The 26,452-nt window shown below is 72.6% G+C and carries 19 protein-coding genes and 1 tRNA gene; 6 read left to right on the forward strand and 14 right to left on the reverse strand.

Annotated features, from left to right (window positions below; all coding sequences use genetic code 11):
- Positions 1 to 3 precede the first annotated feature (3 nt).
- On the reverse strand, positions 4 to 2,493 hold the full coding sequence (locus BKE41_RS16165; protein WP_070999826.1) for a PAS domain-containing protein: 2,490 nt from the start codon (positions 2,491 to 2,493) through the stop codon (positions 4 to 6).
- Positions 2,494 to 2,870: 377 nt separating this feature from the next.
- Between BKE41_RS16165 and BKE41_RS16170 the strand changes: the two genes are divergently transcribed.
- Positions 2,871 to 5,879: a PAS domain S-box protein gene (locus BKE41_RS16170; protein ID WP_070999827.1), complete on the forward strand. Its 3,009-nt coding sequence runs from the start codon at positions 2,871 to 2,873 to the stop codon at positions 5,877 to 5,879.
- Between the two features lie 32 nt (positions 5,880 to 5,911).
- Here BKE41_RS16170 and BKE41_RS16175 read toward each other — a convergent pair whose 3' ends face one another.
- The 5 genes from BKE41_RS16175 to BKE41_RS16195 form a co-directional block, all read right to left on the reverse strand.
- On the reverse strand, positions 5,912 to 6,409 hold the full coding sequence (locus BKE41_RS16175; RefSeq protein ID WP_071000701.1) for a hypothetical protein: 498 nt from the start codon (positions 6,407 to 6,409) through the stop codon (positions 5,912 to 5,914).
- Positions 6,410 to 6,533: 124 nt separating this feature from the next.
- Positions 6,534 to 7,412 carry an NAD(P)H-hydrate dehydratase gene (locus BKE41_RS16180; protein WP_070999828.1) on the reverse strand — a complete coding sequence of 293 codons (879 nt, stop codon included), beginning with the start codon at positions 7,410 to 7,412 and terminating at the stop codon, positions 6,534 to 6,536.
- Positions 7,413 to 7,689: 277 nt separating this feature from the next.
- A tRNA-Gly gene (locus BKE41_RS16185) sits at positions 7,690 to 7,764 on the reverse strand.
- 107 nt (positions 7,765 to 7,871) lie between these two features.
- Entirely contained in the window at positions 7,872 to 8,336 is a 465-nt protein-coding gene (locus BKE41_RS16190) for an NUDIX domain-containing protein (protein WP_012320000.1), read from the reverse strand.
- Positions 8,337 to 8,349: 13 nt separating this feature from the next.
- Positions 8,350 to 9,045, reverse strand: a complete 696-nt coding sequence (locus tag BKE41_RS16195) for a fumarylacetoacetate hydrolase family protein (protein WP_070999829.1) — start codon at positions 9,043 to 9,045, stop codon at positions 8,350 to 8,352.
- A gap of 137 nt (positions 9,046 to 9,182) precedes the next feature.
- Here BKE41_RS16195 and BKE41_RS16200 point away from each other — a divergent pair, with 137 nt between their 5' ends.
- The 3 genes from BKE41_RS16200 (at position 9,183) to BKE41_RS16210 (ending at position 12,921) form a co-directional block, all read left to right on the forward strand.
- Positions 9,183 to 10,628, forward strand: coding sequence for an FAD-binding oxidoreductase (locus BKE41_RS16200; protein ID WP_070999830.1), 1,446 nt, complete (start codon positions 9,183 to 9,185; stop codon positions 10,626 to 10,628).
- Between the two features lie 258 nt (positions 10,629 to 10,886).
- Entirely contained in the window at positions 10,887 to 11,180 is a 294-nt protein-coding gene (locus BKE41_RS16205) for a DUF2218 domain-containing protein (RefSeq protein ID WP_012320003.1), read from the forward strand.
- Between the two features lie 148 nt (positions 11,181 to 11,328).
- The gene (locus BKE41_RS16210) at positions 11,329 to 12,921 is read left to right on the forward strand and encodes an ABC transporter substrate-binding protein (protein WP_012320004.1); all 1,593 of its coding nucleotides are present in this window, start codon (positions 11,329 to 11,331) and stop codon (positions 12,919 to 12,921) included.
- A gap of 16 nt (positions 12,922 to 12,937) precedes the next feature.
- Here the strand turns inward: BKE41_RS16210 and putA are convergent, their stop codons facing one another.
- A complete protein-coding gene (gene putA, locus BKE41_RS16215) occupies positions 12,938 to 16,624 on the reverse strand; it encodes a trifunctional transcriptional regulator/proline dehydrogenase/L-glutamate gamma-semialdehyde dehydrogenase (protein ID WP_070999831.1) in 3,687 nt (1,228 codons plus the stop codon).
- Between the two features lie 102 nt (positions 16,625 to 16,726).
- Positions 16,727 to 17,539 carry a hypothetical protein gene (locus BKE41_RS16220; protein WP_024829558.1) on the reverse strand — a complete coding sequence of 271 codons (813 nt, stop codon included), beginning with the start codon at positions 17,537 to 17,539 and terminating at the stop codon, positions 16,727 to 16,729.
- A 140-nt stretch (positions 17,540 to 17,679) separates the two neighbouring features.
- Between BKE41_RS16220 and BKE41_RS16225 the strand changes: the two genes are divergently transcribed.
- Positions 17,680 to 18,726 (forward strand): saccharopine dehydrogenase NADP-binding domain-containing protein, encoded by a 1,047-nt coding sequence (locus BKE41_RS16225; protein WP_024829557.1) that lies wholly within the window; start codon positions 17,680 to 17,682, stop codon positions 18,724 to 18,726.
- A gap of 73 nt (positions 18,727 to 18,799) precedes the next feature.
- Here the strand turns inward: BKE41_RS16225 and BKE41_RS16230 are convergent, their stop codons facing one another.
- From BKE41_RS16230 to BKE41_RS16250, 5 genes are all read right to left on the reverse strand, one after another.
- Positions 18,800 to 20,323 carry an altronate dehydratase family protein gene (locus BKE41_RS16230; protein ID WP_012320008.1) on the reverse strand — a complete coding sequence of 508 codons (1,524 nt, stop codon included), beginning with the start codon at positions 20,321 to 20,323 and terminating at the stop codon, positions 18,800 to 18,802.
- A 35-nt stretch (positions 20,324 to 20,358) separates the two neighbouring features.
- On the reverse strand, positions 20,359 to 21,669 hold the full coding sequence (locus tag BKE41_RS16235; protein WP_024829556.1) for an MFS transporter: 1,311 nt from the start codon (positions 21,667 to 21,669) through the stop codon (positions 20,359 to 20,361).
- A gap of 107 nt (positions 21,670 to 21,776) precedes the next feature.
- Positions 21,777 to 22,847, reverse strand: coding sequence for a malate/lactate/ureidoglycolate dehydrogenase (locus tag BKE41_RS16240; protein ID WP_070999832.1), 1,071 nt, complete (start codon positions 22,845 to 22,847; stop codon positions 21,777 to 21,779).
- Positions 22,848 to 22,967: 120 nt separating this feature from the next.
- Positions 22,968 to 24,470, reverse strand: coding sequence for a M81 family metallopeptidase (locus BKE41_RS16245; protein ID WP_070999833.1), 1,503 nt, complete (start codon positions 24,468 to 24,470; stop codon positions 22,968 to 22,970).
- Positions 24,471 to 24,501: 31 nt separating this feature from the next.
- Positions 24,502 to 25,218 carry a DUF1194 domain-containing protein gene (locus BKE41_RS16250; RefSeq protein ID WP_012320012.1) on the reverse strand — a complete coding sequence of 239 codons (717 nt, stop codon included), beginning with the start codon at positions 25,216 to 25,218 and terminating at the stop codon, positions 24,502 to 24,504.
- Between the two features lie 223 nt (positions 25,219 to 25,441).
- Here BKE41_RS16250 and BKE41_RS16255 point away from each other — a divergent pair, with 223 nt between their 5' ends.
- Complete coding sequence (locus BKE41_RS16255) at positions 25,442 to 25,663, forward strand: hypothetical protein (RefSeq protein ID WP_024829553.1); 222 nt, start codon at positions 25,442 to 25,444, stop codon at positions 25,661 to 25,663.
- Positions 25,664 to 25,679: 16 nt separating this feature from the next.
- On the opposite strand, the gene BKE41_RS16260 is transcribed toward BKE41_RS16255, so the two are convergent.
- Complete coding sequence (locus BKE41_RS16260) at positions 25,680 to 26,447, reverse strand: DUF1223 domain-containing protein (RefSeq protein ID WP_012320014.1); 768 nt, start codon at positions 26,445 to 26,447, stop codon at positions 25,680 to 25,682.
- Positions 26,448 to 26,452 lie beyond the last annotated feature (5 nt).

Consider the following 26,452-nt stretch of genomic DNA (forward strand, 5'->3'; position numbering starts at 1 on the left):
CGCTTACCCGGCGCGATCTTGCACCCCGGACCGGTCGATCGACCCTGGACGGTGCCGGGCCAGGACGTCGCGCAGCGCCCGCGCGACCTGCTCGGCCGAGTAAGGTTTGCGCACGAGCTCGAATCCGTGCGCGTCGTCCCGCGCGAGCGCGTCGCTGTAGCCGGTGGTCAGAATGACCGGCAGCGCGGGGTGGTCGGCGCGCAGCCGGCGCGCGAGCTCGACGCCGCCCATCCCGGGCATCACCACGTCCGAGAAGACGGCGTCGAACCGGAACGGCACCTTCTCCATCTCGGCGAGCGCGGCCTCGGCGTTGTGGGCCCAGACGGTCGCGTGGCCGAGATCTTCCAGGAGCTGCGTGCAGAAGCGCCCGACCTCGAGATTGTCCTCCACGACCAGCACGCAGAGCGCGCGGTCCTCGCCTGCCGGCGCGTCCATGACGGCCCCGTCGTCCGCCGCCGCGGGCGGCGGGTCGACCTCCGGCAAGTAGAGGGTGAAGGTCGCCCCGCGACCGACATGGCTCACGACCTCGACGTCGCCGCCCGACTGCTTGGTGAAGCCGATCACCTGTGAGAGGCCGAGCCCCGTGCCCTTGCCGACGGCCTTGGTGGTGAAGAAGGGCTCGAAGATCCGTCCCAGCAGATCCGGCGCCACGCCAGGCCCCTCGTCCGTCACCGCGACGGCGGCGAACGGTCCGGGTGCGCCGGCATGGCCGCGGATCGGCGGCAGGGCGGCGCCGCAGGTGAGCCTGAGCGTCAGCGTGCCCTCGCCGTCCATGGCGTCGCGGGCATTCATTGCGAGGTTGACCAAAGCCGTCTCGAATTGGCTCGGGTCGGCCCGCACGTGGCAGCGCGCGTCGTAGATCTCCGTCACGATCCGGACGCGCCCGCCCGTCACGGCGTTCAGCATGTCGGCCATCTCGCCCAGCCGCGCCCCGACATCGAAGACTTCGGGCGCGAGCGGCTGGCGACGGGCGAAGGCCAGGAGCTGGTTCGTCAGCCGCGCGGCGCGGTCGACCGTGTCGGAGACCGCCTCCAGGTAACGGGTGCGGCGCTCCTCGGCGAGATTTGGCCGGCGCAGGAACTCGACGGACGAGCGGATGATGGTCAGCAGGTTGTTGAAGTCGTGCGCGACGCCGCCGGTGAGCTGGCCGACCGCCTCCATCCGCTGCGCGTGGCGCAGCGCCTCCTCGGCGCGCGCGATCTGCTCCTGGTGGCGCAGGCGCTCGGTGATGTCCTGGGCGTACTGGAAGGCGCCGATCCGTCGACCGCGCGCGTCGCGCAGCGTCGTGAACTTCAGCTCGTAAGAGGGCCGCTTGCGGCCGGGATCGCCGAAGGCCTCCGCGACGGTGAACTCCTCGCCCGCGAGGGCGCGTGACCAGACCGCCTGCGCGGCGGCACGCTGCTCGGGATAGCCGGACAGCAGATCCAGCAGATTGGCCCCCACGGCCGGGCGCAGGCCGTAAATCGCCTCGAACGCGTCAGCGTAAGCCGCGTTCACGGCGAGGAAACGGTACTCGGTATCCAGCGCGCCCACGAGCGCGTCGGTGGTCTCGAACACGTCCGCCCAGAGCTTGCGCTGAGCGAGGGCCTCCGCGACGCGCCGCTCCAGGGTGGCGTTCATCTCGCGCAGACGGTCCTCGGCGAGCTTGCGGTCGTGGATATCCTCGACCACGCCGTACCAGCGGACAATGGCACCGTCCTCGGCCCGGCGCGGCTGCGCGCGGGCGCGCATCCACCGGTAAGTCCCGGTCCGCGCGACGCGGATGCGGTAATCGACATCGACCGTCTCGCCCGAAGCGAGGCACTGCGTGAACACCGTGATGGTCCACGGCAGATCATCCGGGTGCAGCGCCCTGGTCCAGCCCGTGCCGTCCGGCTCGCCGGGCGCCTGTCCCGTCAGGTCGAGCCAGCGCTTGGAGTAGGAGGTGATGTTGCCCTGCGGGTCGCAGGTCCACGGCACCTGCGGGTTGAGTTCGACCGTGTGGCGGAAGTGATCCTCGCTCTCGCGCAGCCGCGCCTCGCCGAGGACGCGCGCCGTGGTCTCGGCGGTGACGCAGAACAGGCCGCTGATCGCTCCGGCATCGTCCAGCACCGGCGAGTAGGTGAAGGACCACCAGCCCTGCTCGGACCGGCCGTCCCGCGACAGGTCGAGCATGACGTCGGTCAGGGTCTGGCTCTCGCCCGCGAGGGTCGCAGACACCAGGGGTGCGATCTCGTCCCAGATGCTGGCCCAGACCTCGCGGAAGGGACGACCGAGGGCCGTGGCGAGGCGGTAGCCGAGGACCGGCCGGTAGGCGTCGTTGTAGAAGCAGAGCAGGTCCGGTCCCCAGGCCAGGAACATCGCGGTGGGGCAGGACAGCATCAGTCCGAGCGCGCTGCGCAGGGCCGACGGCCACCCGTCGGGCGGCCCGAGCGGCGTTTCCGCCCAGTCACGGGCGCGGATCTCCGTCCCCGTCAGACCGCCGGGCGGCAGGAACCTGAACGGATCAGCCACGACGGAACCGTGCCGCCGGCGGGACGTCTCGGTGACCGCGCGCGCTCCGCCCGGTCGAGCGGGCGCCCGCCCCGATCGGAGGCTGCCGCGTGGCCCGGTACTCGGCGCGAGATGAGGTTCTGCCGGTCATGCCGTCCGTGTCACCTGTCGTCCCGAGGTCGCCGACGATGATCGTTGTCGACGCGCGATGTTCCCAGATTCGGATCCCGCGCGGGCGATCGCTGCCGCGCCGTATATGGCGATCCGAACCCGTCGTGTCGGCGCGGGATCCCGCGGGGAAATGCCGCCGGCCCGATGTTTATTGCCGGCGGCCATACTTTCGCCGCCCGAGAACCCCTCTCACGGAACCATCCGGACCGTGCGAAACTACCATTCCGATGGACCTCTCCCGCATACGCGAGGACGAAGCGGCGCGCCTGCGCGCCCTCGACCGTTACTGCCTGGTCGACACGCCGCGTGAGCAGGATTTCGACGAGATTGCCGAGGCGGCCGCCGAGCTGTGCGGGACTCCCATCGCGGTGGTCAACTTGGTCGGGGACGGGCGGCAATTCTTCAAGGCCGAAGTCGGACTGGGCATACGGCAGACGCCAATCGAAACTTCGTTCTGTCGCCAGGCTATCCTGCAGCAGGATTTCCTCCACGTACCCGACGCGACGCGGGACCCGCGCTTCCAGGGCAATCCGCTCGTCACGGGGGAGCCGGGGCTGCGCTTCTATGCCGGGGCGCTGCTGAAGACCGCCGACGGTCATCCAATCGGCACCGTCTGCGTCCTCGACACCAAGCCCCATCAGCTCAGCGACCGGCAGCGCGCGGGCCTGCTCCGGCTCGCCCGCCAGACGATGGCGCAGATGGAGCTGCGCCGCTCCCTGCGCGAGCAGGCCGAGCAGCGCCTGCTGCACGCGCGCATCCTCGACAGCGCCACCGACTATGCCATCGTGGCGATGGATCCCGAGGGACGCGTCACCCGCTGGAACGCCGGTGCCGAGCGCATCCTGGGCTGGTCGGAAGCCGAGATGCTGGGTGGCACGATCGGGGTGATCTTCACCCACGAGGATCGCGCCGCCGAGCGGCCGACGCGTGAGATGAGGCAATCCCTCGAGTCGGGCAGCGCGCCGGACGAGCGCTGGCATCTGCGCAAGGACGGCAGCCGCTTCTGGGCCAGCGGCGAGATCATGCCGCTGAGATCCGAGGACGGCGCCCTCGTGGGGTTCGTCAAGATCCTGCGTGACCGCACCGAGCAGCGCGCGGCCGACGCCGCCTTGGAGGCCAGCGAGCTGCGCTACCGCTCGCTCGTCGAGGTCAGCCCGCAGATCGTCTGGTTCGCCAACGCGGAGGGCAGCGTCACCTACTGCAACGCCTACTGGTACGATTACACGGGCCTACCCGCCGGCGCGACCGGCGAGCAGAGCTGGATGAGCGTCATCCATCCCGATCACCGGGAGGCGACGCGTGCGGCGTGGCTCGCGGCGGCCGGCGCGGGGCGTCTCTACGAGGTGGAGTTCCCCCTGCGGCGCGCGGACGGGCAGTACCGCTGGTTCCTCTCCCGCGCCCACCCCGTCCGCGACGGGGACGGCGAGCGGCGCAGCTGGATCGGCACGACCATCGATATCCACGAGCGCAAGTTGGCCGAGGAGCGCTTCCAGGTCCTGACCGAGCTGGCCCCGGCGATAATCTGGTTCGGCAATCCGGACGGCAGCCTCAACTACCTCAACGACCGGTGGTACGCCTACACCGGCCAGACGCCCGAGCAGGCGCTGCCGATGGGCTGGGACCGGCCGGTCCATCCGGACGACCTCCCGGGCCTGCTGCAGGCGTGGGAGACGGCGCGGAGCCGGGAGGTCATGTACGACACCGAGGCCCGCCTGCGCCGCCACGACGGCACCTACCGCTGGTTCCTCATTCGGGCCGAGCCCCTGAAGGACGCGAGCGGCGCGGTCGTGGGCTGGCTCGGCAGCAACAGTGACATCCATGACCGGCGCCGCGCCGAACTGGAGTTGCGTGAGGCCAGGGAGCAGCTGGCCTTGGCCGTCGAGGCCACCGCCACCGGGATCTTCGACTACGATCTCGTCGCCGACGTGTTGACCTGGGACGCGCGCACCCGCGCCCTGTTCGGCCTGCCGCCCGACGCGCCCGTGAGCTACGACGTCTTCCTGGCCGGGCTTCACCCGGATGACCGCGCCTGGGTCGACGCGGCGGTCCAGCGCGCCATCGACCCGACCGGTCTCGGCACCTACGACATCGCCTTTCGCGTTGTCGGATTGCAGGACGGGGTCGAGCGCTGGGTCGCCGCTAAGGGTCAAGCCTTCGCGGCGGACGGGCGGACGGTGCGATTCATCGGCACCACGCGCGACGTCACCGCGAGCCGGCGCGCCGAGAATGCGACCCGCGAGGCGGAGGAGCGCTATCGGCTCGCGGCCCGTGCGACCAACGACGCGATCTGGGACTGGGATCTGGCGAGCGACCACATCCTCTGGAACGAGGCCGTGCAGACCCTGTTCGGCTACGCGGCCGACGCGGTGGGCGCGAGCGGGTCGTGGTGGAAGGCGCAGATCCACCCCGAAGACCGGGCGCGCGTGACGGCCGGCATCTACGCCGTGATCGACGACAGCATCGAGCACTGGTCCGAGGAGTACCGCTTCCGGAAAGCGGATGGCGACTACGCCTACGTTCTCGACCGCGGCTACGTGCTGCGCGACGCGGCCGGGCAGGCCGTGCGGATGATCGGTGCCATGCTCGACATCACTGAGCGCAAGCGCGCCGAGGAGCATCAGCGCCTTCTCACCGGTGAGTTGCAGCACCGGGTCAAGAACACGCTGGCGATGGTCCAGGCCATCGCCAACCAGACGTTCCGCAACGCCGCCGACCTGGACGCGGCCCGGGACGCCTTCTCGGCGCGCCTGATCCTGCTGGGCCGCGCGCACGACATCCTGACCCGGGCGAGCTGGACCGAGGCACCCATCGCCGACGTGGTGGACGGCGCTCTCGCGGTGCATCAGGGCGGCGCCGGGACGCGCATCCGCGTGAGCGGGCCCGGCGTGCTCCTCGCCGCCAAGCCGGCGCTCGCCCTGGCGCTGGCGCTGCACGAACTCGCCACCAACGCGGCCAAGTACGGGGCGCTCTCGACCGCGGAGGGCGGCGTCGATCTCCGCTGGCACGTGGTACACGAGGCCGCCGAGCCGCGCTTCTGCCTGACATGGTCGGAGACGGGTGGACCGCCGATCCTCGCGCCCCCCGTGCGGCGCGGCTTCGGCTCGCGGCTGATCGAGCGCAGCTTCTCCGTCGAAGTCGGCTGCGAGGTCAGGCTCACCTTCGCCCCGACCGGCCTGATCTGCCGGCTCGAAGCCCCCCTCGCCGCGATGCAGGAAGCGCCGAGCGCCGCCGCCTGAGACGCGGCCTGACAGGCTCTCGCGCGGGCGCGTCAGGTCCGGGTGCCGCGGGCCCGCGATACCCGCGGCGCGCGGGTCGGGCCTTCCGCCGACGCGATCACCAGCGCCGCGAGAACGACGGCGGCCGCGTCCTCGGCCAAGCCGCGGCTCTGGCCGGACGCGGTACGAGAATCGCCACCCCGTGCCGACCGGCCGATCAGCGTGCCCGCGACCGCGCCGGCCGCGCCGGCCAGGGCCCCAAATTCGGGTGAGGTGCGTTGCCCGGCCAGGGCCCATCCGCCGACCGCACCGATGGCCAGTCGGAACGCGAAGGAGGGAGGGATGCGGCGATCGGGCGCGAACGGCATCTTGTCGCCGGCCATCTCCGCCAGGGCGGCCGCCGTCGCCACCCCGCGCGCGGCGACACCGGCCGGGATCGGCGCGCGGCGCGTCCGTCCTCCAGAGGCGGCCCAGGTCAGGGCGGCGCAGGCCGACAGGCTCCGCATCCCCGCGACGAACCCGATGCCGAAAGAGGTCGCGTAGCCCTGCATGTCGCCCGTCCGCGCGTTCACTGTCCAAGGGCAAGGCGGCGGCGGGACGCGCTGTTCCGAGCGTGCGGCGGTCCGCAGCGCCCGTGGAACCGCGCCACATCCGGATCGCCCCGCAGTCGGCGCCCTAGCCCATCGTCTCTCGCATCAGTTCCGGCACGACGCCCGGCAGTTCCCGGGCAAGGAAGCCGACCGGGCCGATCGCCCCGGCGAGGCGCCGGCCGGCTTCGCCGTGCAGGAACACGCCCCAGAGAGCGGCCGAGATCGGCGGCAGGCCGCGCGCGAGGAGCCCGACGATGAGGCCGGCCAGAACGTCGCCCGAGCCCGACGTCGCGAGGCCGATGCCACCGCCGGCATAGAGCCAGCGCCCGCCCTGCGGCTCCACGATCCACGTCGTGGCCCCCTTCATCACCACGACCGATCCCAGAAGCTCGGCTGCCGCGCGCGCCGCCTCGAGCGGATCCGCCTCCACCGCCTCGCGGCGGCGGTCCAGGAGCCGCGCCATCTCGCCGGCATGGGGCGTGACTACCGCCCGCCCGGCGCGGGCCCTGACGGCCCCCGCACGGGCGCGGAGCTCGGACAGTGCGGTGGCGTCGAGGATGAAGGACGCGTCGGCGCCGAGCAGCTCGACCGCGAGTGCCGCGGTCGGCGCCTCGCCGAGCATTCCGGGCCCGATCAGGACGGCGTCGCATCCGTCCGCCAGCGTCCGCAGGCTGGTCGCAGCCTGCGCGACATCGACGGCGCCATCCGCGGTCTCCGGCAATCCGACGACCATGGCTTCGGGCACCATCAGTCCCATGCCGGCGGCCGCGCGCGCGACGGTCGCGATCCTCAGCCTCCCGGCGCCCGCGCGCAGGGCGGCGACGGCGGCCAGCAGGGCCGCCCCCGGGACCGAGGCCGAGCCGGCAACCACGAGCGCCCTGCCGCGCGCGTCCTTGCTCCCCGCTTGCGGGAGCGGCAGCGGGTGCTCCCTGAGAGAAGCGGCCGTGAGGGGCGTGTGCTTCATCGGGCGAGCGTGGCCGCAGTAGGTCGGATTCTCATGATCGCTCTGCCATGGGCTATCGCCGCCCCGAGGTCGCGGCGCGGCGGTCCGGGCTTGCCGATGACAGCCCGGCAGGATGACAGTTGGTTCCGACGACCGACCGCTCGGGCTATCGCCCCGCTCGGAGCGGGACGAGCCGCGTGCCCTCTCCGACGCGCCTGGAGCGCACCGCGAAGGCGGCCGGAAACGACAAAGGCCGCAGAGCTGCGGCCTTGTACGTCGCTCGTATGGTTGGGAAAACTGGAGCGGGCGAAGGGATTCGAACCCTCGACCCCAACCTTGGCAAGGTTGTGCTCTACCCCTGAGCTACACCCGCTCACTGTGCCGCGCCGCCCGGACTTTCGTGCCGGCGGCCCCCGGCGCGGCTCTCTAAACACCATTCCGCCGGGCGACGCAAGCGCCCTTTTCGCGAACCGTGACGATTTACCAATTCGGCTCCGGCGGGAGGCTCTCGCGGAGCTCTCGGAGACGGGCGCGGGTCCCCCGCGTTGTGCCCTCGGGGAGCGCGTCCACCGGGAAGAAGGCGCACTCGGCGATCTCCCGATCCGGCGCCTTGGGACACAGGACCGTGAAGGCCGGCAGGACGAACAGGGCGACGTGGTCCCGGGGAGCGGCGGCGACGTTCCGATAGAGGCCATGCAGGCGCGGCTCTCCCTCGGGGACGATCTCCGCCTCCTCGCGGAACTCCCGCACCATCGCGTCGCGCGCGGTCTCGCCGCGCTCGACGCCGCCGCCAGGAAGGTGCCAGCCACTCACGTAGGTGTGGCGCACCAGGGCCACCCGCCCCGCCCCGTCGAGTGCGACGCCGCGCACGCCGAGGGTCATGCCCCGGGACGCGAGCGCCCCGAGGTGAAACAGGCGCCGCAGGACCGGCCGATCGAGGATCATGCGGCTGCGCGGCTCACACGACGTCGAGGGTGATGGCGCCGAGACCGTCGATCGCCGCGACCATGCGCTGGCCGCGCTGGACCGGACCGACGCCGGAGGGCGTGCCGGTGAAGATCAGGTCGCCGGCCTGTAGGACGAAGTAGCCCGAAAGGTAGGCGATCTGCTCGGCGACGGACCAGATCATGTCGGCGAGGTCGCCCTTCTGGCGGATCTCGCCGTCGACCGACAGGGTGATCGCGCCCTTCGCCGGGTGGCCGATGACGGAGACCGGGTGGAGGGCGCCGACCGGGCCCGAACCGTCGGCGGCCTTGGCGGTGTCCCAGGGCCGGGACATCTTCTTGGCCTCGTCCTGGACGTCGCGCCGGGTCATGTCGAGGCCGATGGCGTAGCCGTAGACGTGCTCCAGCGCGGTCTCGGCCGGAATGTCGCTGCCGCCGCTGGCGAGGGCCGCCACCATCTCCACCTCGAAATGGTAGTTGGCGGTCTTCGGCGGGTAGGCGTGGGCCGTGGGTTCCGGGCCGACGATCTGCAGGGCGTCGGCAGGCTTCATGAAGAAGAACGGCGGCTCACGGTCCGGGTCCGCACCCATCTCACGGGCATGGGCGGCGTAGTTGCGGCCGACGCAGTAGACGCGGCGCACGGGGAAGAAGTCGCTGCTGCCGACGATGGGGAGCGCGATGCGGGGCGGGTTCTGGATGACGGAGAGCATCTCTGCCTCTGCGTTGGATCGTCCGGGTGGCCCGGCGCGACGACGCACGGGCCCTACATCACCGTTGTAAGGTTCGCATCGGCGCGCGCCATACCGGCGCTTGCGTACGGCCTCCTCTGGCCTACAGAATCCACGCGATGACGCCGACAGCCGACCTCGACACCCTGCTGACCGCCCTCCGGGACGGGCTCGGCGCGCGGCACGTGCTGACGGACCCGGACGGCCTGGCGCCCTACCTGACGGAGAGCCGACGCCTGTTCACCGGGTCGGCCCTGGCCGTGCTGCGGCCGGGAAGCACGGAGGAGGTCGCCTTCGCGGTCCGCGCCTGCACGCAGGCCGGCGTCGCCGTGGTGCCGCTCGGCGGCAACACCGGCCTCACCGGCGCCGGCGTGCCGCGCGGCGGCGTCGTTTTGTCTCTGGAGCGCGTGAACCGCCTGCGCGCGGTGGATCCCGTGGACGCCACCATCACGGTGGAGGCCGGGATGATCCTGCAGGACGTGCAGGAGGCGGCCGAGGCCGCCGGCATGCTGTTCCCGCTCTCCTACGCGTCGCGCGGATCCGCCCGGATCGGCGGCGGCGTCAGCACCAATGCCGGCGGCATCGCGGTCCTCGCCTACGGGAACGCCCGCGACCTCGTCCTCGGGCTCGAGGTCGTCCTCGCCGACGGGCGCGTCTGGAACGGGCTCAAGGCCCTGCGCAAGGACAATGCCGGCTACGACCTGAAGCAGCTCTTCATCGGGTCGGAAGGCACGCTGGGCGTCGTCACGGCGGCGGTTCTGAAGCTGTTCCCGCGGCCGCGCTCGACGAGCGTCGCCTTCGTGGGGCTCGCCTCGGCCAGGGCGGCCCTGGACCTGTTCGTCTTCCTGCGGACGCGGATGGACCGCGACCTCACGGCGTTCGAGTACCTGCCGCCCTTCGCCCTCGAGATCGTGCTGCGCCACGTGCCGGGCACGGTTCGGCCCCTCGACGGCGCGCACGGCGCCTACGCCCTGATCGAGGTCGCGTCCGCCCGCCCCGATGCCGACACGGGGGCCGAACTCGAGTCGGCCCTCGGGCAGGCCCTGGAGGACGGGATGATCGCCGACGCCACGATCGCGACCAGCGGGGCCCAGAACGCCGCGCTCTGGCGCCTGCGCGAAGGCGTTCCCGAGGCGCAGACCCGCGAGGGCGCCTCGATCAAGCACGACGTCTCGGTGCCGCTCTCCCGCCTGCCCGAGTTCCTGGAGCGGGCGGGCGCGGCCTGCCTCGCCGAGATGCCGGGCCTGAGGCCTTGCGGCTTCGGCCATTTCGGCGACGGCAACATCCACTTCAACCTGTCGCAACCGCTCGGCATGGAGCCCGCAGAGTTCCTCGCCGCGTGGGGTCGGTTCAACCGGATCGTTCACGACCTCGTGCACGCGCTCGGCGGCTCCATCGCGGCCGAGCACGGCGTCGGGCTGATCAAGCGCGAGGAACTCGCGCGCTACGGCGACCCGGTCGGGCTCGACCTGATGCGGCGCCTCAAGGCCGCCCTGGATCCGGAAGACCTGCTCAACCCCGGCAAGGTCCTCGTGCGGACCGACCGCGCCGCGCCGACGGGCTGAGGAAATTTGTGCATCGCGCCATAATTCGGCGCGCAGGCGGGTGCAGGACGGCCACGCCGCGCCGCCAACCGGCCGGGCGGCCCGTCGCGTTAAGCCGCTGCTAACGCTTCGGACAGACCTTCATCACAGACGGCGGAGACGGATCCGTCAGCGCCAGGCATGGCAATTGCTCTGAGGCCTCCCTATCTCGCACATGCGAGATCGAACGACGAACCGTCACCGACAGGCTGTTTTCATACCCATCTGGAGACCGACGGAATGCCCACCTCTCAGGCCCGCGTGCAGACCACCGAGGCGAGCCGCTACCTGCAGCAGCTCTGCCGGCACTGGAGCCACAAGTTCAAGGTCGAGGCGACCCCCGTTCACGGCACCGTGCCCTTCGGCGAGGACCGCGTCTGCACCTTCGATGCCGAGCCCGACGCCCTGGTGATGCGCATCGACAGCTCCGACCCGGTCAACCTTACCCGGCTCGAGAACGTCGTGGCCGACCACCTCGCCCGCTTCGCCTTCCGCGAGAGCCTCGGCGACATCCGCTGGTCGCGCGCCGCCTGAGGGACCGCGCGGCGCGATCACGCCGACCCGTCCGGACGCCGGCCCGGGCGGGCTGCCCGATCCCGCCCGAAGCGCGGCAGTGGCGCACCACTTGCACGCGAACCCGGCTTGCGGCCAGATCGGGCGCCGCCGCGACCGGGATCGATTGATGAAGCGACGCACCCTGCTGACAGGCGCCGGAGCCCTGATGGCCGGCGCCCTCGCCAAGCCGGCACTGGTCCGCGCGGCCTCGGCGACGACCCTGCGGTTCGTGCCCTACGCGGACTTGGCGCTTCTCGACCCGATCATCACCACCAACTACGTCACGCGCACCCACGCGCTGATGATCTTCGACACCCTCTACAGCCTCGACACCGCCTACCGCGCCCAACCGCAGATGGTGGCGGGGCACGAGGTCGCGTCCGACGGCCTCACGTGGCGCCTGACCCTGCGGGACGGCCTGCGCTTCCACGACGGGACGCCGGTCCTCGGCCGCGACGTCGTGGCGAGCCTGAAGCGCTGGGCGCAGCGCGATGCCTACGGCGGGGCCCTGTTCGCGACCGTGGATGAACTCACGGCGCCCACCGACACGGTCGTGCAGTTCCGCCTGAAGCGGCCCTTCCCGCTCCTGCCGGACGCCCTGGCCAAACCGACTTCCTACGTCCCGGTGATCATGCCGGAGCGCCTGAGCGCGACACCCGCGACGCAGCCGGTGCCGGAGATGGTCGGCAGCGGCCCGTTCCGCTTCGCCGCCGACGAGCGGGTCCCGGGTTCGCTCAACGTCTACCGCCGGTTCGAGGCCTATCGACCGCGCGCCGACGGCACGCCGAGCTTCACGGCCGGACCGCGGATCGCGCATTTCGACCGCGTCGAGTGGCGCACGATCCCCGACGGCGCGACCGCGGCCGGCGCCCTGCGCTCGGGCGAGATCGACTGGTGGGAGCAGCCGCTCGTCGACCTCGTGCCGGACCTGAGCCGCCAGCCCGCCGTGCGCGTGGATCTGGTGGAGACCGCCGGGCTGATCGGCCAGATCCGCCTCAACCACACCCTGCCGCCCTTCGACAATCCCGCGATCAGCCGGGCGCTCCTCGCGGCCGTCGACCAGACCGAGATGATGGACGCCGTCGCCGGCAGCGACCCGGCGATCCGGCGCGGGCCCGTCGGCATCTTCACGTCCGGCGGACCGATGGCGTCGTCGGCCGGCATGGAGGCGCTGACCGGCCCCCGCGACCTCGCCGCCGCGAAACGGGCTCTGGCGGCGGCGGGCTACAAGGGCGAGCGCGTCGTGCTGCTCTCCGGGACCGACGTGCCGCGGATCAACGCGATCTGCGAGGTGATGGCCGATGCCTGCCGGAAGATCGGGATGAACCTCGACGTCGTCGCCACCGACTGGGGCACGGTCAACCAGCGGATCCTGAACGCCAAGCCCCTGGACCAGGGCGGCTGGTCGATGTTCGGCATCTTCTCCGGCGGGCTGGACCACCTCTCGCCGGCCTACCACCTGGCCGTCCGCGGGAACGGCCGGGCCGGCGTGCCAAGCTGGCTGACGGACGCGCCCCTGGAGGAGCTGCGCGGCGCGTGGTTCGACGCGCCGGACCTCGACGCCCAGAAGGCCCTGGCGGCGCGGATCCAGGCGCGGGCGCTGGAGGTCGGCGCCTACCTGCCCTGCGGCCAGTATTTCCAGCCGACCGCCTACCGGCGGGACCTCGAAGGCATGCTGACCGGGCTGCCGCTGTTCTGGAATCTGCGCCGGTCGGCCTGACCGGGCAGTTGCGGGCTCACCCGACGCTCATCAGGCTGGCATTGCCGCCGGCCGCCGCGATGTTGATCGTGGTGGTGACCTCCTCCACCAGGCCGGCCGGATCGTAGAGGTCGCCGGCCGCCAGCGCCTCCGGGCAGCGGGCCTGGATCGGCAGGATCGCGCCGTCGCGCGCCGCGACGGCCCTGTTCACGGCCCTCAGGGCAGCGTCGTCGCCCGCGAACAGGACGCCGTCGATATCGCTCGCGCGCCCGAGATCCGGGGCTCGGGCGACCCGCGCCGCGCACGTCGCCGGCAGATCGCCCAGGGCCGGCCCGCGCCCCTCCGGCCCGACGACGACCGCCGCGTTGCCGGTGCCGAGGATCGCACCGAGCTGGAGAAGGAGCGCCGTCTCGGTCGCGGCGACGGCCGCGATCCGTCCCCGGGGACGCAGCGCGTACAGGTTGCGCTCCCCCACGGGACCGGCCAGAGCGGTCGCACCCCGGCCGGGATAGCGAACGGATTCGAGCCGGTCCGCGAGGTCGTGGCGGTGCCGCGACCGCAACCACGCCGTGTAGGGACGGAGCGCCCCGTCGTCGGCGGCCAGCCCGTCGCGGGCGGCGGCGGGCGCGCGTCGCAGCAGGCGGCCGAGGGAAAGCGGGCCGCCGGCCTTCGGGCCCGTCCCCGACAGCCCGGAGCCGCCGAAGGGCTGCACGCCGACGACCGCACCGATGATGTTGCGGTTCACGTAGCGGTTGCCGGCCCGCACGCGGCCGAGGACGCGGTCGATGGTCTCGTCGATGCGGCTGTGCAGCCCGAAGGTAAGTCCGTAGCCGGTCGCGTCGATCGCCGCGAGGAGCGCGTCGAGGGCGTCGCGGCGATAGCGCAGCACGTGCAGCACCGGCCCGAACACCTCCTGCTCGACATCGGCGACGGCCCCGATCTCGATCATGGTCGGCGGCACGAAGGTCCCGGCGTCGGCTTCGGGCGGCAGGGGGAACTGCGCCACCGGGAAGCCGCGCGCGCGCATGTGCGCCACGTGGCCGATGATCCGATCGGCGGCCTCGGCGGTGATGACCGGCCCGACATCGACGGCGAGGCGCCGCGGATCGCCCACTCGCAACTCCCGGAGAGCGCCTTTCAGCATGTGCAGCGTCAGGTCGGCGATCTCCTCCTGCAGGCACAGGATCCGGAGCGCGGAGCAGCGCTGGCCCGCGGAATCGAAGGCCGAGGCGATCACGTCGGCCACCACCTGCTCGGCGAGCGCCGAGGAATCGACCACGAGGGCGTTCTGGCCGCCGGTCTCGGCAACGAACGGCACCGGCTCGTTGAAGCGGTTCAGTCGCTCCGCCAGAGCGCGCTGAATGCCCTTGGCCACGGCCGTCGATCCGGTGAACATCACGCCCTGCACGCGCGGATCCTCGACCAGAGCGGCGCCGACTCTGCCGTCGCCCGGCAGGAGGTGCAGCGCCTCCGCGGGGATCCCGGCCGCGTGCAGCGCGCGGACGGCAGCCGCCGCGATCAGCGGGGTCTCCTCGGCGGGTTTCGCCAGGACCGTGTTGCCCGCCGCCAGGGCGGCCGCGACCTGACCGACGAAGATCGCCAGCGGGAAATTCCACGGCGCGATGCAGGCGACCGGGCCGAGCGGCGCGTGCGCGTCCCCGAGGGTCCGCTCGGCCTCGGCGGCGTCGTAGCGGAGGAAATCGACCGCCTCGCGGATCTCCGCGACGGCGCTCGCGTAGGTCTTGCCTGCCTCACGCACGACGAGCCCGATCAGCGTTGGCATCTGCGTCTCGAGGGCGTCGGCGGCCCGCCGCAGGCAGGCGGCGCGCTCTGTGGCTGGCGTCGCCGCCCAGCCGGCCGCGCCCGCCTGCGCGCGCCGCACGGCGACCGCCACGGTCTCGACCGTCGCCGCCTGGTAGAATCCGACGACGTCCCGGTGGTCGGCGGGATTGTGGACGGGTTCGTCGGCCGCCGCGTCATCCGCGCCCGACGGCACCGCCCGCCACGCGGTGCGTCCGCTCGCCGCCAGCCCGCCCGACAGCCGGGCGAGCTCCACCTCGTCGGCGAGGTCGAGCCCGGCCGCGTTGGCGCGGGCCGGGCCGTAGAGCGCCCGGGGGGCCGCGATCCGCGGGTGCGGCGCGCCGGGATCCGGCGCGGCCTCGACGGCGGCGACCGGGTCGGCGATCAGGTCCGCCACCGGCACGGCCTCGTCGGCGACCCGGTTGACGAAGGACGTGTTGGCCCCGTTCTCCAGGAGGCGCCGCACCAGGTAGGCAAGCAGGGTCTCGTGCGTGCCTACCGGTGCGTAGATGCGGCAGGGCCGCTGCAGATCGGCGTCGGCCATCACGGCCTCGTAGAGCGGTTCGCCCATGCCGTGCAGGCACTGGAACTCGTACTGGCCGAGCCGGAAATCCGGGCCGGCCATCGCGACGATGCTCGCCAGTGTCTGGGCGTTGTGGGTGGCAAATTGCGGGAAGACCGCGTCGGGCGCGGCGAGCAGCCGCCGCGCGCAGGCAAGGTACGAGACGTCGGTGTGGACTTTCCGGGTGAAGACCGGGAAGTCCGAAAGACCGTCGACCTGCGCCCGCTTGATCTCGCTGTCCCAGTAGGCGCCCTTCACGAGCCGCACCATCAGCCGGCGCCGGCACCGCCGGGCGAGGTCGATCAGCACGTCGATGACGAAGGGGCAGCGCTTGCCGTAGGCCTGGACCACGAAGCCGAGCCCGTCCCAGCCGGCGAGTTCGGGGTCGGCGGCGAGCCGCTCAAGGATGTCGAGCGACAGGTCGAGGCGGTCGGCCTCCTCGGCGTCGATGTTGAGGCCGATGCCGTGGCCCATGGCGCGGCGGGCCAAGTCCAGCACGCGGGGATAGAGCTCGGCCAGGACCCGGTCACGCTGCGCGCGGACGTAGCGGGGGTGGAGCGCCGACAGCTTGATCGAGATGCCGGGGCCGAGGAGCACGCCGCGGCCGGCCGATGCCGCGCCGATCGCCGCGATGGCCTCCGCGTAGGCGCGGCGGAAGCGCTCGGCGTCCTCGGCGGTCACGGCGGCCTCGCCGAGCATGTCGTACGAGTAGGTGAAGCCCTTCGCCTCGAGCGGCGCCGCGTGCCGCAGGGCCTCGGCGATGGTCCGCCCCGCCACGAACTGCTCGCCCATCATCCGCATGGCGAGGTCGACGCCTTTGCGGATCACCGGCTCGCCGCCGCGGGCGATCAGCCGGGTGAGCGCGGCGGAGAGGCCGGCCTCGTCCCGGGTCGCCGTCAGCTTGCCGGTCACGAGCAGGCCCCAGGTCGCCGCGTTGACGAAGGGCGACGGACTGTGCCCGAGATGGGCCGCCCAGTCGCCGCCCGCGATCTTGTCGCGGATCAGCGCGTCCCGCGTCGCCGCGTCGGGGATGCGCAGCAGCGCCTCGGCGAGGCACATCAGCGCCACGCCTTCCTGGCTGGACAGCGCGTATTCGTGGATCAGACCCTCGACGCCGCCGCGTCGGCCCTGCCGCCGCAGGCTCTCGACGAGGCGCCGCGCGTGCTCGGCGACGCGCCGAGCGGCATCGGGCGGCAGGCGCGCCTCGGCGAGGAGCGCCGCCACGCAATCCGCTTCAGGCCGCCGGCAGGCCGCGATCACCGCCTGCCGCAGGGGCGAGCGGTCCGCCAGGGCGGGCGCGAACAGGCCGAACGGCTCGCTGGCCCCGACGGCTGCGTCGTCGACAACGCCGGATCCGGACATGGGCCGCCCCTCGGACACGGCCCGGTGACACCGCGCCGTCGCGGCCTCACGCTACACCGTTCAGGACACGCGTCGAGGCCTGAGACGCGCGGGGCGATCCCGTCACTTGGGGGCTCGCGCGTGCGCAGCCTCCAGCGCGACGGCCAGGAGCGGCTGGGCGCCCTCCCGGCGCAGGGCTGCTACGGGAATCACCACCGGATCGGCGCAGGCCTGGACGACGTGCGCGAGGTCGAATTGCACCGCCAGGCCGCCGGCCTTGGCATCGAGCCACGCCATCATGGCCGGCGGCTGCCCGTCGTAGGTCTCGGCGACGGCCTCGCGGCACTCCTTGTCCGCGTCGTCCGCCTTCGGATCGCCCGTCTTCGGGCGATAGCCCGCGAGATAGAGGGCGTGCAGTTTCCCGGACGCGAGCGTCACCATCTTGGTCCCGCCCGGGCCCTCCGCCAGGGCGAGCTTCCCGGTCAGGGAAGCGGGCAGCAGGGTTGTCCAATCCACCGGGGCGCCGGTGGTGAGGTCGTAGACGATCGACATCGTGTTGCTGCTCGGGTGCGCGCCGCCGCAGAACCAGCTGTCGGAGATGACGTAGCTCAGGAAGCGCGGTCCGCGCATCGGTGCCTGGACGGAGCGCTCCCAGGAGCTGTTCTTCCCGCCCTGGGCCCTGCACGCCTGCTCGGCCTTGAGCGCCCGCGCATCGAGACGCTTCAACGCCGCGTTGATCCGCCGCTCGGCCTCGTCCGCCGGCGCGGCGATCTGCGGCATGGCGGCGATTCCGGGGCGCGCGTCGGACGACGCCACCAGGGTCACGGGCCCGTCGGCGGCCCAGGCGGGCGCGGTCAGGCTCAGGAGCACAGCGCCCCAGCCGCCGACCCTGCGGCGGGCTCGTCGCCCGCGCAGCGGGAAATCACGCTGGTACATCGGGCCTCGGCTCCTGTTTGGGCGGGACGGCGAGTTTCCGGTCCCCACCGCGGGACAATCGGATCGACGCAGCCCTAGCATCCGGCGCGGCGACGCGGCGCGCGCTTTGACACAGGCCGAAGCGGTGTCAGAACCCCGGGATGACCGCGATCCTGATCTACGGCGCCACCGGCTATACCGGGCAGCTCCTGGCCGCGCACGCCGTCGCGCGGGGGCTGCGCCCGATCCTGGCGGGGCGCGATCCGGACAAGTTGCGGCCGCTGGCAGCCCGGCTGGGCCTGGAGATGCGGTCCGCGCGCCTCGACGACCGCGCAGGTCTGCGCGCGGCCCTCGCGGGCGTGGCGGCGGTGATCCACGCGGCCGGCCCGTTCTCGCGAACCGCGCGGCCGATGGCCGAGGCCTGCCTCGCGGCGGGCGCACACTACGTCGACATCACCGGCGAGATCGCGGTACTGGAGGCTCTCGCGGCCAGGGATGCAGAGGCGAAAGCCGCCGGCATCGTCTTCCTGCCGGCGGCGGGCTTCGACGTGGTGCCGAGCGACTGCCTCGCGGCCCACGTGGCCGGGCGACTGCCCGGGGCGACGCACCTGCGCATCTCCATCGGCGGATTCGGCGGCTTCAGCCGCGGCACGGCCCGCACCATGGTGGAGGGCATCGCCTGGGGCACGCGGGTGCGCCGGGACGGGCGCATCGTCGAACTGCCGAGCCCGCCGCGGTCCACCGCCGATTTCGGCGCCGGACCGCGCCGGACCGTCGGGCTCGGCTGGGGCGACGTGTCGAGCGCGTGGTACTCGACCGGCGTCCGGAACATCGATGTCTACTTCGAGGCCTTCCCCGCCATGGCGGCGGCGGCCGGCCTGCCCGCCGGCATCCGGCGCATCGTCGCGGGCGGCACCGCGCAGCGCCTGATCAACCGCGGCATCGACCGGCTGCCCGCCGGTCCCTCCGCAACGGCGCGCGAGAAGGCCCGCAGCACCTTCCTGGCGGAAGCCTGGGACGGCGCAGGGCGGGAGGCGGCGAGCCGGATGGAGACGCCCGAAGGCTACACGCTCACGGCCGCGACGGCCCTGGAGGTCGCCCGCCGCCTCGCCTCGGGCGCGGTGCCGGCGGGCTTCCACACGCCGGTGACGGCCTTCGGGCCGGACTTCATCCTGGATTTCCCGGGCGTGGTGCGAACGGACCTTTGAGATGCGGCCTGCTCGGCGATCGCCCTGACCGTCGCTGCGCTCGCAACGACGGCGGAGCGCACGCCCGGGCCCCTCACACGGTCGCGCCGATCTGCCAGGGCGCGAATTCCGACGAGCCGAAATCGAACTGCTCGCTCTTCGTCCGCTCGCCGCCGGCGACCCGCAGGATCAGGTCGAAGATCCGGCGCCCAGCCTGCTCCACGCTCTCTTCACCGTCGAGGATCGTGCCGCAATTGACGTCCATGTCCTCCTCGAGCCGCCGGTACATGGCGGAGTTGGTGGCGATTTTGATCGAGGGCGACGGCTTGCAGCCGAATACGGAGCCGCGTCCCGTGGTGAAGCAGACGAGGTTCGCCCCGCCCGCGACCTGCCCGGTCGCCGAGACCGGGTCGTAGCCGGGCGTGTCCATAAACACGAAGCCCTTGGCGGTGACGGGATCGGCGTAGCGCAGCACGTCCACGAGGTTGGTGCTGCCGGCCTTCGCCATGGCGCCGAGCGACTTCTCCAGGATCGTCGTCAGGCCGCCGGCCTTGTTGCCCGGCGACGGGTTGGCGTCGATCTCCGAGCCCTCCTTGCGGGTGTACTCCTCCCACCAGTGCATCAGGTCGACGAGCTTCTGGCCGACTTCCGGACTGACGGCGCGGCGGGTGAATAGGTGCTCGGCGCCGTAGGTCTCGGTGGTCTCCGACAGGATCACCGTGCCGCCGTTCCGCACCACGAGGTCGCTGGCGATTCCCAGAGCCGGGTTGGCCGAGACTCCGGAATAGCCGTCCGAGCCGCCGCATTGCAGGGCGACGATCAGCTCGCTCGCCGGCACCGGCTCGCGGCGGACCACGTTCGCCTCGGCCAGGATGTCCTTCACGAACGCGATGCCGGCCTCGACGGTCTTCCGTGTGCCGCCGAGGCTCTGGATGTTCATGCTGCGGATCCGGTCGCCGAGCCCCTGCTCCTCCAAGAAGGCGCCGATCTGGTTCACCTCGCAGCCGAGCCCGATCATCACGATGTGGGAGAAGTTGACGTGCCGCGCGTAGCCCGCGAGCGTCCGGCGCAGGAGCCGCAGCGGTTCGCCCATCGCCATGCCGCAGCCGGTCTTGTGGGTCAGCGCCACGACACCGTCGACGTTGGGATAGGGAGCGAGCGGGTCGAGGCCGAGGATCGGGTGCCGCCGGAACGCGTCGGCGATCAGGTCGGCGACGTGCGCGCTGCAATTCACCGAGGTGAGGATGCCCACGTAGTTGCGCGTCGCCACGCGCCCGTCGGGGCGGCGGATGCCCTGGAAGGTCGCGGGCGGCGTCACCAGATGGGTCGGCCTCGCGTCGACCCCGAACGCGTAGTCCCGGGCGAACTCGCCCATCCCGAGATTGTGGACGTGGACGTGGCGGCCGGCCGCGATGTCGTCCTTGGCGAAGCCGATGATCTGTCCGTACTTGGTCACCGGCTCGCCAGCGCGATGGGCCCGGACCGCGACCTTGTGGCCGGCCGGGATCCGCTCCGCCGCCGCGACGCCGTCGGCGACCGGCATTCCCGGCTCGATGGCGCCGCGGGCCACGGCGACACCATCGGCCGGCCGAAGGGTGATCACGGGGTAGGTCGACATCGGTCTCTCCTCGGATTCGATCGGGCCGCTCGCCGTCACCGCGCCGCCTCGGGGCGCAGAGCCGGGGCGCGGGCGTCGCGGACCGGCAGCGGCGCGATCTCGCCGACCACGAACAGGTAGATGAAGGCGCCCAGCAGGCAGAACCCGCCGGCCACGATCAGGGGGATCACGAACGAGCCCTGGGTGACGGTCAGCATGACGCCCGTGAAGGTCGTCGTCACGATCCCGGCGACGTTCGACGCGAAGTTCTGGATGCCGCCGATCGAGGCCACGTGGGCCGGGGTCGGCGCCACGTCGCCGGGCAGTGCCCAGATCGACGCGGCCGTGAAGGCGAGGCTGCCGTAGGCGACCGCGAAGCACAGCAGCGCCACGTAGACGTTCGGCGCGATGATCGACAGGGTGATCACCGACGACATCAGCATGCCGCCGACGAGGCAGGTCTTGCGGGCCGCCGTGAGGCTCCAGCCGCGGCGGTAGAGGGCGTCCGACGCGAAGCCGCCGAGCCAGCCCGCGGGGATCGACGCCAGGGCCGGCAGGCTGCCGAGCGTGCCGAGCTCCGCCAGCGAGAAGCCCCGCGCTTTGACCAGGTAGGTCGGGAACCACGTGATGAAGAAGTAGATCACGAAGTTCAGGCAGAAGAATCCCGCCATCATGCCCCAGACCGTGCGGTAGCGGAACAGCGACAGCCACGGCACCTGGTTCTGGGCGTCGGCGGCGTCGACGGTCTTCGGCCGCTCCTGCGCGGCCTGGAGCCGGGCGAGCTCCTCCGGCGAGACCTTCGGGTGGTTCTCGGGCTCGCGGTAGAGCCACATCCAGAACACAGCCCAGGCGAAGCCCAGCACACCGGTGACGACGAAGGATTCCCGCCAGCCCAGCGTCGCGATGACCCAGGACACCAGCGGGATCGCCAGCGCCGAGCCCACCCGCGAGCCGCTGTCGAAGATACTGCTGGCGAAGCTCCGCTCGCTGCGCGGGAACCACGAGGCCGCGACCTTGGCGAAGGACGGGTAGGCCCCGGCCTCGCCGATGCCGAGCAGCATGCGCAGGCCGAGCAGCGACAGGAAGCCCCGTCCGACCGCGGTCAGCGCCGTGCAGGCCGACCACCAGACCACCGCGACCACGAGCGAGAGCCGCGCGCCGAACCGGTCGGCCACGTAGCCGAAAGGCAGCTGCATGATCGCGTAGGTCCAGAAGAAGCCCGACAGGATCAGGCCCATGTCGGTGGCGTCGAGCCCCAGCTCCTTGGACATGGAGGGCGCGGCGACCGCCAGATTGGCGCGGTCGATGTAGTTGATGGCGTTGGCGGCCATGCAGAGGCCGATCATGAGCCAGCGCAGGCGAGGCATCGTGGGCTCCTCCCGTCTTCCGGTGATGGCGTCCCCGGTCCGTGCGGCGCCCCCGTTGGGGCCGAGGGTCGCCGCCGAGCGTGGTGTCGTGCCGGCCCTCGTCCGGCTCAGGTGCGGTAGGCGTTGCCGTCGAGGCCGTGCGGCCGGCCGGCGGCGAGCAGGGTCTCCCAGACGGGCTCCGGCAGCGGCACACCCTCGGCGAGGCGCTCGGCGCGCATGCGCCGCTCCGGCTCGCCGGGCAGCAGGACCTCGGCGCCCGGCATCGGCTTGGCGCTCTTGAAGAAGTCGAGATAGGCCCGCGTCTCGACCGCGAGGGCGTCCTCGGTGCCGAGGGCGGTCGGCGTGACGTAGATCGACAGCATGCCGTTGCAGATCCGCCGCTGCCCGGGGCCGGCCGTGCCGGAGCCGGTGAGCGCGCCGGCGAGGAGCTCGCACATCAGCGCGAGGCCGGAGCCCTTGTGCTCGCCGAAGGCCCGGATCGCCCCGGCGCCGCGCTGGTTGTCGCGCTCGACGCCCTCCAGCGGGCCGAACAGGGTCGCAGGGTCGGCGCTGAGGCGGCCGCCCGGCTCGATCAGCGCGCCCTCGGGCAGCGGCTTGCCGCCCCGGGAGGCGACGAGCACCTTGCCCTCGGCGACCAGCGACGTGGCGAAATCGAGGATGATCGGGTCGCCCCCCGGGACCGGGAAGCCGGCCGCGAAGGGGGCCGTCGAGAATCGGCGCTCCACGGATCCGAAGGGTGCCACGAGGAGGCTCCCCGCCACGTTGACGAAGTGCACCGAGACGAGCCCCGCCGCCGCCGCCCGCTCGGCCCACTCGCCGATCCGGCCGATATGCCCGGCGTGCCGCAGGGCGATGATCGCGACGCCGTTCTCCCGCGCCTTGGCGATCCCGAGATCGGTGGCGAAGGGGCCGGCCGTCTGCCCGAACCCGTAATGCGCGTCCACGAGGGCGAAGTTCGGCGCGTCGGTGACGATCTCGGGCGTGCGGCCGGCCTCGACCTCGCCCGCGCGCAGCCACTCGACGTAGCGGGTGACACGGACGACGCCGTGACTGTCGTGGCCGGTGAGGTTCGCCGCCACCAGGAAGCGGCCGATCCGCTCGGCCTCCGGCTCGGCGCAGCCCTCGCGCACGAAAATGTCCCGCACGTAGGCGGTCAGCCTGTCGGCCGGAATCCGCATCCCGTCTCTCCCTCGCCGCGCTTCACCGAGCGCGTGCGGGATGAACCTAGCGTCCTCGCACGTGCAGGGCGAGCACCGGCGGGTGACGGCGGCCGCCACCTGTCGTCCCCACGGAACCGGTCACGGCCCGGACGGGGCGGGCCCGGGCGGATCGCCGTAGGGGAAGAAGTCGGCGGCCCGCATGTGCGCGTAGGCGAGGTGATCGAGCCGCACCGTGCCGAGGAACGGTTCCGGCGGCTCCACCAGCAGGATCGTGCGGGCGTAGCCGCCGTCGTCGAAGCCGCGCCGGAAATGCACCCGCGACTTGATCGCCACGATGTCGAAATCCGCCGGCTCCAGGCCGAGACGCCACAGCTCGTCGGGCTCGACGATCTGCGCGAGCTGCGGGCTCAGCACGAGGACGTTGCCGGCCCCGAACGCGACGCAGATCCATGTACCGCCGCCGCCGCTGCCGGCGACGCCCGGCTCCGGCGCCTCGACCACGCGCAGCACGGTTCCGGCGATCCGCACCGGATCGCCCGCGGACGGGTCGCCGCCGCCGCCGACCGGCGCGTCGAACGGGTCGCCCGCCGCGAAGGTCCCCGCCGCCGCGATGTCGGGCGACGCCACGGTGGCGACCAGGGTGCGGGTGAGGCCCTGCCGGAGGATCTCGCGCAGCAGCCAAGTCGCCCGGCCGGACCGGTCGCTGTGGTCGGCGAGGACCACAGGGGCGGCGCCCTCCGCCACCGCCGCCCGGGCGAGGCGGACGCCGTCGGCGATCGTGTGGATCCGCGTCGCCTCGAGGAGCGCGCGCCGCCGCCGCCAAGCGAAATCCGCCACGTCCCGCGCCACCCGCTCGGCGAGGGCCGGGTCGTCATTGGTGATCGCCTGCACGGTCATCCCGGCGTCCGGGGCGTCGCCCCACGGGAAGCCGAAGTAGACGTTGACGTACACGTCCGGCTCGCGCGCCTCCCAGACGAGGGCCCGCTGCACGAGATCGGACCAGGGCGCTGCGCCGGTCCACTGCACCACGGTGGGCGAGAGGATGGGCACCTTGAAGGTCCGGTGCGCGGGCCGGAATTCGCCGCGCACGGCGCGCACCAGCATCCGGGCGGCGCGCTGCCCCTGGAGGTGGCCGTCGTAGTGCGGGAAGTACTTCACCGCGAAGGCCATGTCGGCGTGGTCGAGGAAGGCCGCATCCTCGTTGCCGTGAAGGTCGAAGGTCCCGACCAGGATCGCCCCCTCGCCCACCGCGGCGCGGACTTGCCGGGCGATGTCGGCCTCCGGCCGGGGGACGCCGCGCACCGCCATGGCACCGTGCAGGGCGAGGTAGACGCCGTCGAACGGCCCCCGCGCCCGCAGCTCCTCCGCCATCCGCCCGAGGAAGTGCGCGTAGGCGTCGGCGGTGATCCAGCCCGAGGCGGTGCCGGTGCGCGGCCAGAGCGGCGAGGTGATCCCCACCAGCTCGACGCCGACGTACTCCTGCGCCACCTGCACGAAGCCGCCCATGTATCCTTTGGGATCGGTGGCGAGGAGCGCGGCCCCGGTGGCCGGCGAGCCGGGATAGACGAAGTCGTCACGGGTCGTGTCGTTCGGAAGGAACGTCACGGTCTCGTGGGTGAACTGGAGGACGGCAAGGCGCATCGATGGTCGGCCCTCTGAGATCGGGTGACGGTCAGGAGATCTCGCGCACCAGCTTGGCGACGAGCGAGCGGCCGAAAGCCGCGAAACTCTCGGCGGTCATCACGAAGGCGCCCTCTCCGCCGATGACGACGCTCCGGTAATACGCCGCGAGACCGCCTGCCGGGTTGGTGTGCTCCTTCAGGAAGGCCGGCATCCCCTCCGGCTCGGTGAGGATGACGATGCCGTTCACCGTGATGCCGGCCGCCACGGCCGCGTCGCGGGCCTCCGCGATGGGGCGCCCGGCATTGCCGGTGCCGTCGCCCGAGATGTCGATCACCCGACGGTCGGCGCGGAAGGGCGCCCGGGCCAGCAGGTCCGCGGCGAAACCGATGGCCGACCCGATGGCGGTGCGTCCGTAGAACGGCCGCGGCGCGGCGCGCAGGCGCGCCGCGAAGGCGGCAGCGTCCCGCGCCGAGGAAATCACCATCCAGTCGACCGCCACCTGCTGCTCGCCGGGCCCGGCCCAGTCGAACAGCACGACGCCGATGCGCCCGGTCGGGCCGTCGCCGATGGCGCGCAGCACGCCCGGATCACCGAAAGCCTCGGCGTAACCGCGGCGCTCGAGATCGAACCGGGCCTCGCTGATGCTGAGCGACACGTCCACCGCGAGGACGAGGAGGAGGTCGACGCTCGCATCCGCCGCGCGGGCGGGACGGCCGACCACCGACAGGGCGGCGAGCATCCCGGACAGGAACGGGCGTCGCCGCATGGCCGACCCTCGAATTCGGGCGCCCGCGCGGGACGGCGGGCAGCCACACCCATGCAACGAGCCTGCCGACCCGCCGGTTCGGACCGTCCGGCCGCACCGCGCGAAGGTTCCACCCGCGCAGCGCGGATCCGCGCCGCTTTCGGCCGCATCACACGCCGGAGCGCCCGCCCTACCTGCTGCGGATCGAGGCGCCGCCGGCGCCGCCCAGCCAGAGTCAGTCGACATGCAGCGTCTTCGCCGAATCGGTCGCGCCATCGAGAACGGGATCGTCGGAGCCGTGACCGGGACGGTCGCCCTCGTCAGCCGGATGATCGACGGGCTGATCGGGCTGGTGGGTCGCCTGTCCGAGCGCCTCGACGCCAAGTTGGCGTCGCTCGCCGACGAGTCCCGGGCGCGCCACCGGCGCGAGGGCCGGCGGCAGATCGACCCGATCTCGCTGGAGTAGCGGGCGCGTACAGGCGTTAGAGCCCCGGGCCTTTGGCGGCGCCGAAGATGCGGCCCGGCTTGCCGTCGGCCGCACCCTGGAGAAGCACGACCCAGCTGTCCGCATCGGCGACGCGGGCCTGGATGTCGGGCACCTCGAAGCGGGCCGGCTGGCCCGTCCAGGGACCGAGGCGCTGCATGCCGCGGACGACGTTGACGTAGGTCGCCGTCCGGCCGCCATTCTCCCCGGCCTGGATCGCGATGGCGCGGCTGCGCAGCACGGGCACCAGCCAGACGTCGCCGCGGATCTCGGTCCTGGCCTCCGGGGCCGCCCCGACCTCCACCAGGATCCGGTCGCCCTTGGTCTCCCCGCGCACCGGCACCGGCAGCCCGCCGTGCTGGCAGGCATCGCGGATCAGGCGCTCCAGGGCCGGCCGGTCGGACCCGACGGCGAAGCCGTTGCCGTCGACCACCACCTGGGGCGTGAAGACCTGTCGGGCCCCGCGGCCCCGCGCGTAGGCGCGCTGACGCTCGGTCAGCGGACGCAGCGCCAGCGTGTCCTTCCAGCCGAGGTAGTCCCAGTAGGTCACCGGCAGGGTCAGGGCGATGACGCCGGGCTTGTGGGCGAGGTCGCGCAGGACCGGGTCGGCGGACCGGCAGGCGCCGCAGCCCTGGCTGGTGAAGAGTTCCACCACGGCGCGAACGGGCTCGGCCCGCGCCGGTATCGCGGCCAGCGTCGCGCAGGCAAGCAGCGCGGCGCGGAGCGCGCGGCGGTCGCGGGTCGGGGCGCGGTGCCGGGGCGTCATCGATC

It is taken from the genome of Methylobacterium sp. C1 (assembly GCF_001854385.1).
Lineage (GTDB): Bacteria > Pseudomonadota > Alphaproteobacteria > Rhizobiales > Beijerinckiaceae > Methylobacterium > Methylobacterium radiotolerans.

Bases quoted from the DNA above. Each gene is read 5' to 3' on its own strand.
- BKE41_RS16255 (WP_024829553.1), top strand. From the start codon at position 25,442: ATGCAGCGTCTTCGCCGAATCGGTCGCGCCATCGAGAACGGGATCGTC.
- BKE41_RS16240 (WP_070999832.1), bottom strand. From the start codon at position 22,847: ATGCGGATTCCGGCCGACAGGCTGACCGCCTACGTGCGGGACATTTTC.
- BKE41_RS16205 (WP_012320003.1), top strand. From the start codon at position 10,887: ATGCCCACCTCTCAGGCCCGCGTGCAGACCACCGAGGCGAGCCGCTAC.
- BKE41_RS16200 (WP_070999830.1), top strand. From the start codon at position 9,183: ATGACGCCGACAGCCGACCTCGACACCCTGCTGACCGCCCTCCGGGAC.
- putA (WP_070999831.1), bottom strand. From the start codon at position 16,624: ATGTCCGGATCCGGCGTTGTCGACGACGCAGCCGTCGGGGCCAGCGAG.
- BKE41_RS16175 (WP_071000701.1), bottom strand. From the start codon at position 6,409: ATGCAGGGCTACGCGACCTCTTTCGGCATCGGGTTCGTCGCGGGGATG.
- BKE41_RS16170 (WP_070999827.1), top strand. From the start codon at position 2,871: ATGGACCTCTCCCGCATACGCGAGGACGAAGCGGCGCGCCTGCGCGCC.
- BKE41_RS16245 (WP_070999833.1), bottom strand. From the start codon at position 24,470: ATGCGCCTTGCCGTCCTCCAGTTCACCCACGAGACCGTGACGTTCCTT.
- BKE41_RS16190 (WP_012320000.1), bottom strand. From the start codon at position 8,336: ATGATCCTCGATCGGCCGGTCCTGCGGCGCCTGTTTCACCTCGGGGCG.
- BKE41_RS16210 (WP_012320004.1), top strand. From the start codon at position 11,329: ATGAAGCGACGCACCCTGCTGACAGGCGCCGGAGCCCTGATGGCCGGC.
- BKE41_RS16230 (WP_012320008.1), bottom strand. From the start codon at position 20,323: ATGTCGACCTACCCCGTGATCACCCTTCGGCCGGCCGATGGTGTCGCC.
- BKE41_RS16235 (WP_024829556.1), bottom strand. From the start codon at position 21,669: ATGCCTCGCCTGCGCTGGCTCATGATCGGCCTCTGCATGGCCGCCAAC.
- BKE41_RS16260 (WP_012320014.1), bottom strand. From the start codon at position 26,447: ATGACGCCCCGGCACCGCGCCCCGACCCGCGACCGCCGCGCGCTCCGC.
- BKE41_RS16180 (WP_070999828.1), bottom strand. From the start codon at position 7,412: ATGAAGCACACGCCCCTCACGGCCGCTTCTCTCAGGGAGCACCCGCTG.
- BKE41_RS16195 (WP_070999829.1), bottom strand. From the start codon at position 9,045: ATGCTCTCCGTCATCCAGAACCCGCCCCGCATCGCGCTCCCCATCGTC.
- BKE41_RS16250 (WP_012320012.1), bottom strand. From the start codon at position 25,218: ATGCGGCGACGCCCGTTCCTGTCCGGGATGCTCGCCGCCCTGTCGGTG.
- BKE41_RS16225 (WP_024829557.1), top strand. From the start codon at position 17,680: ATGACCGCGATCCTGATCTACGGCGCCACCGGCTATACCGGGCAGCTC.
- BKE41_RS16220 (WP_024829558.1), bottom strand. From the start codon at position 17,539: ATGTACCAGCGTGATTTCCCGCTGCGCGGGCGACGAGCCCGCCGCAGG.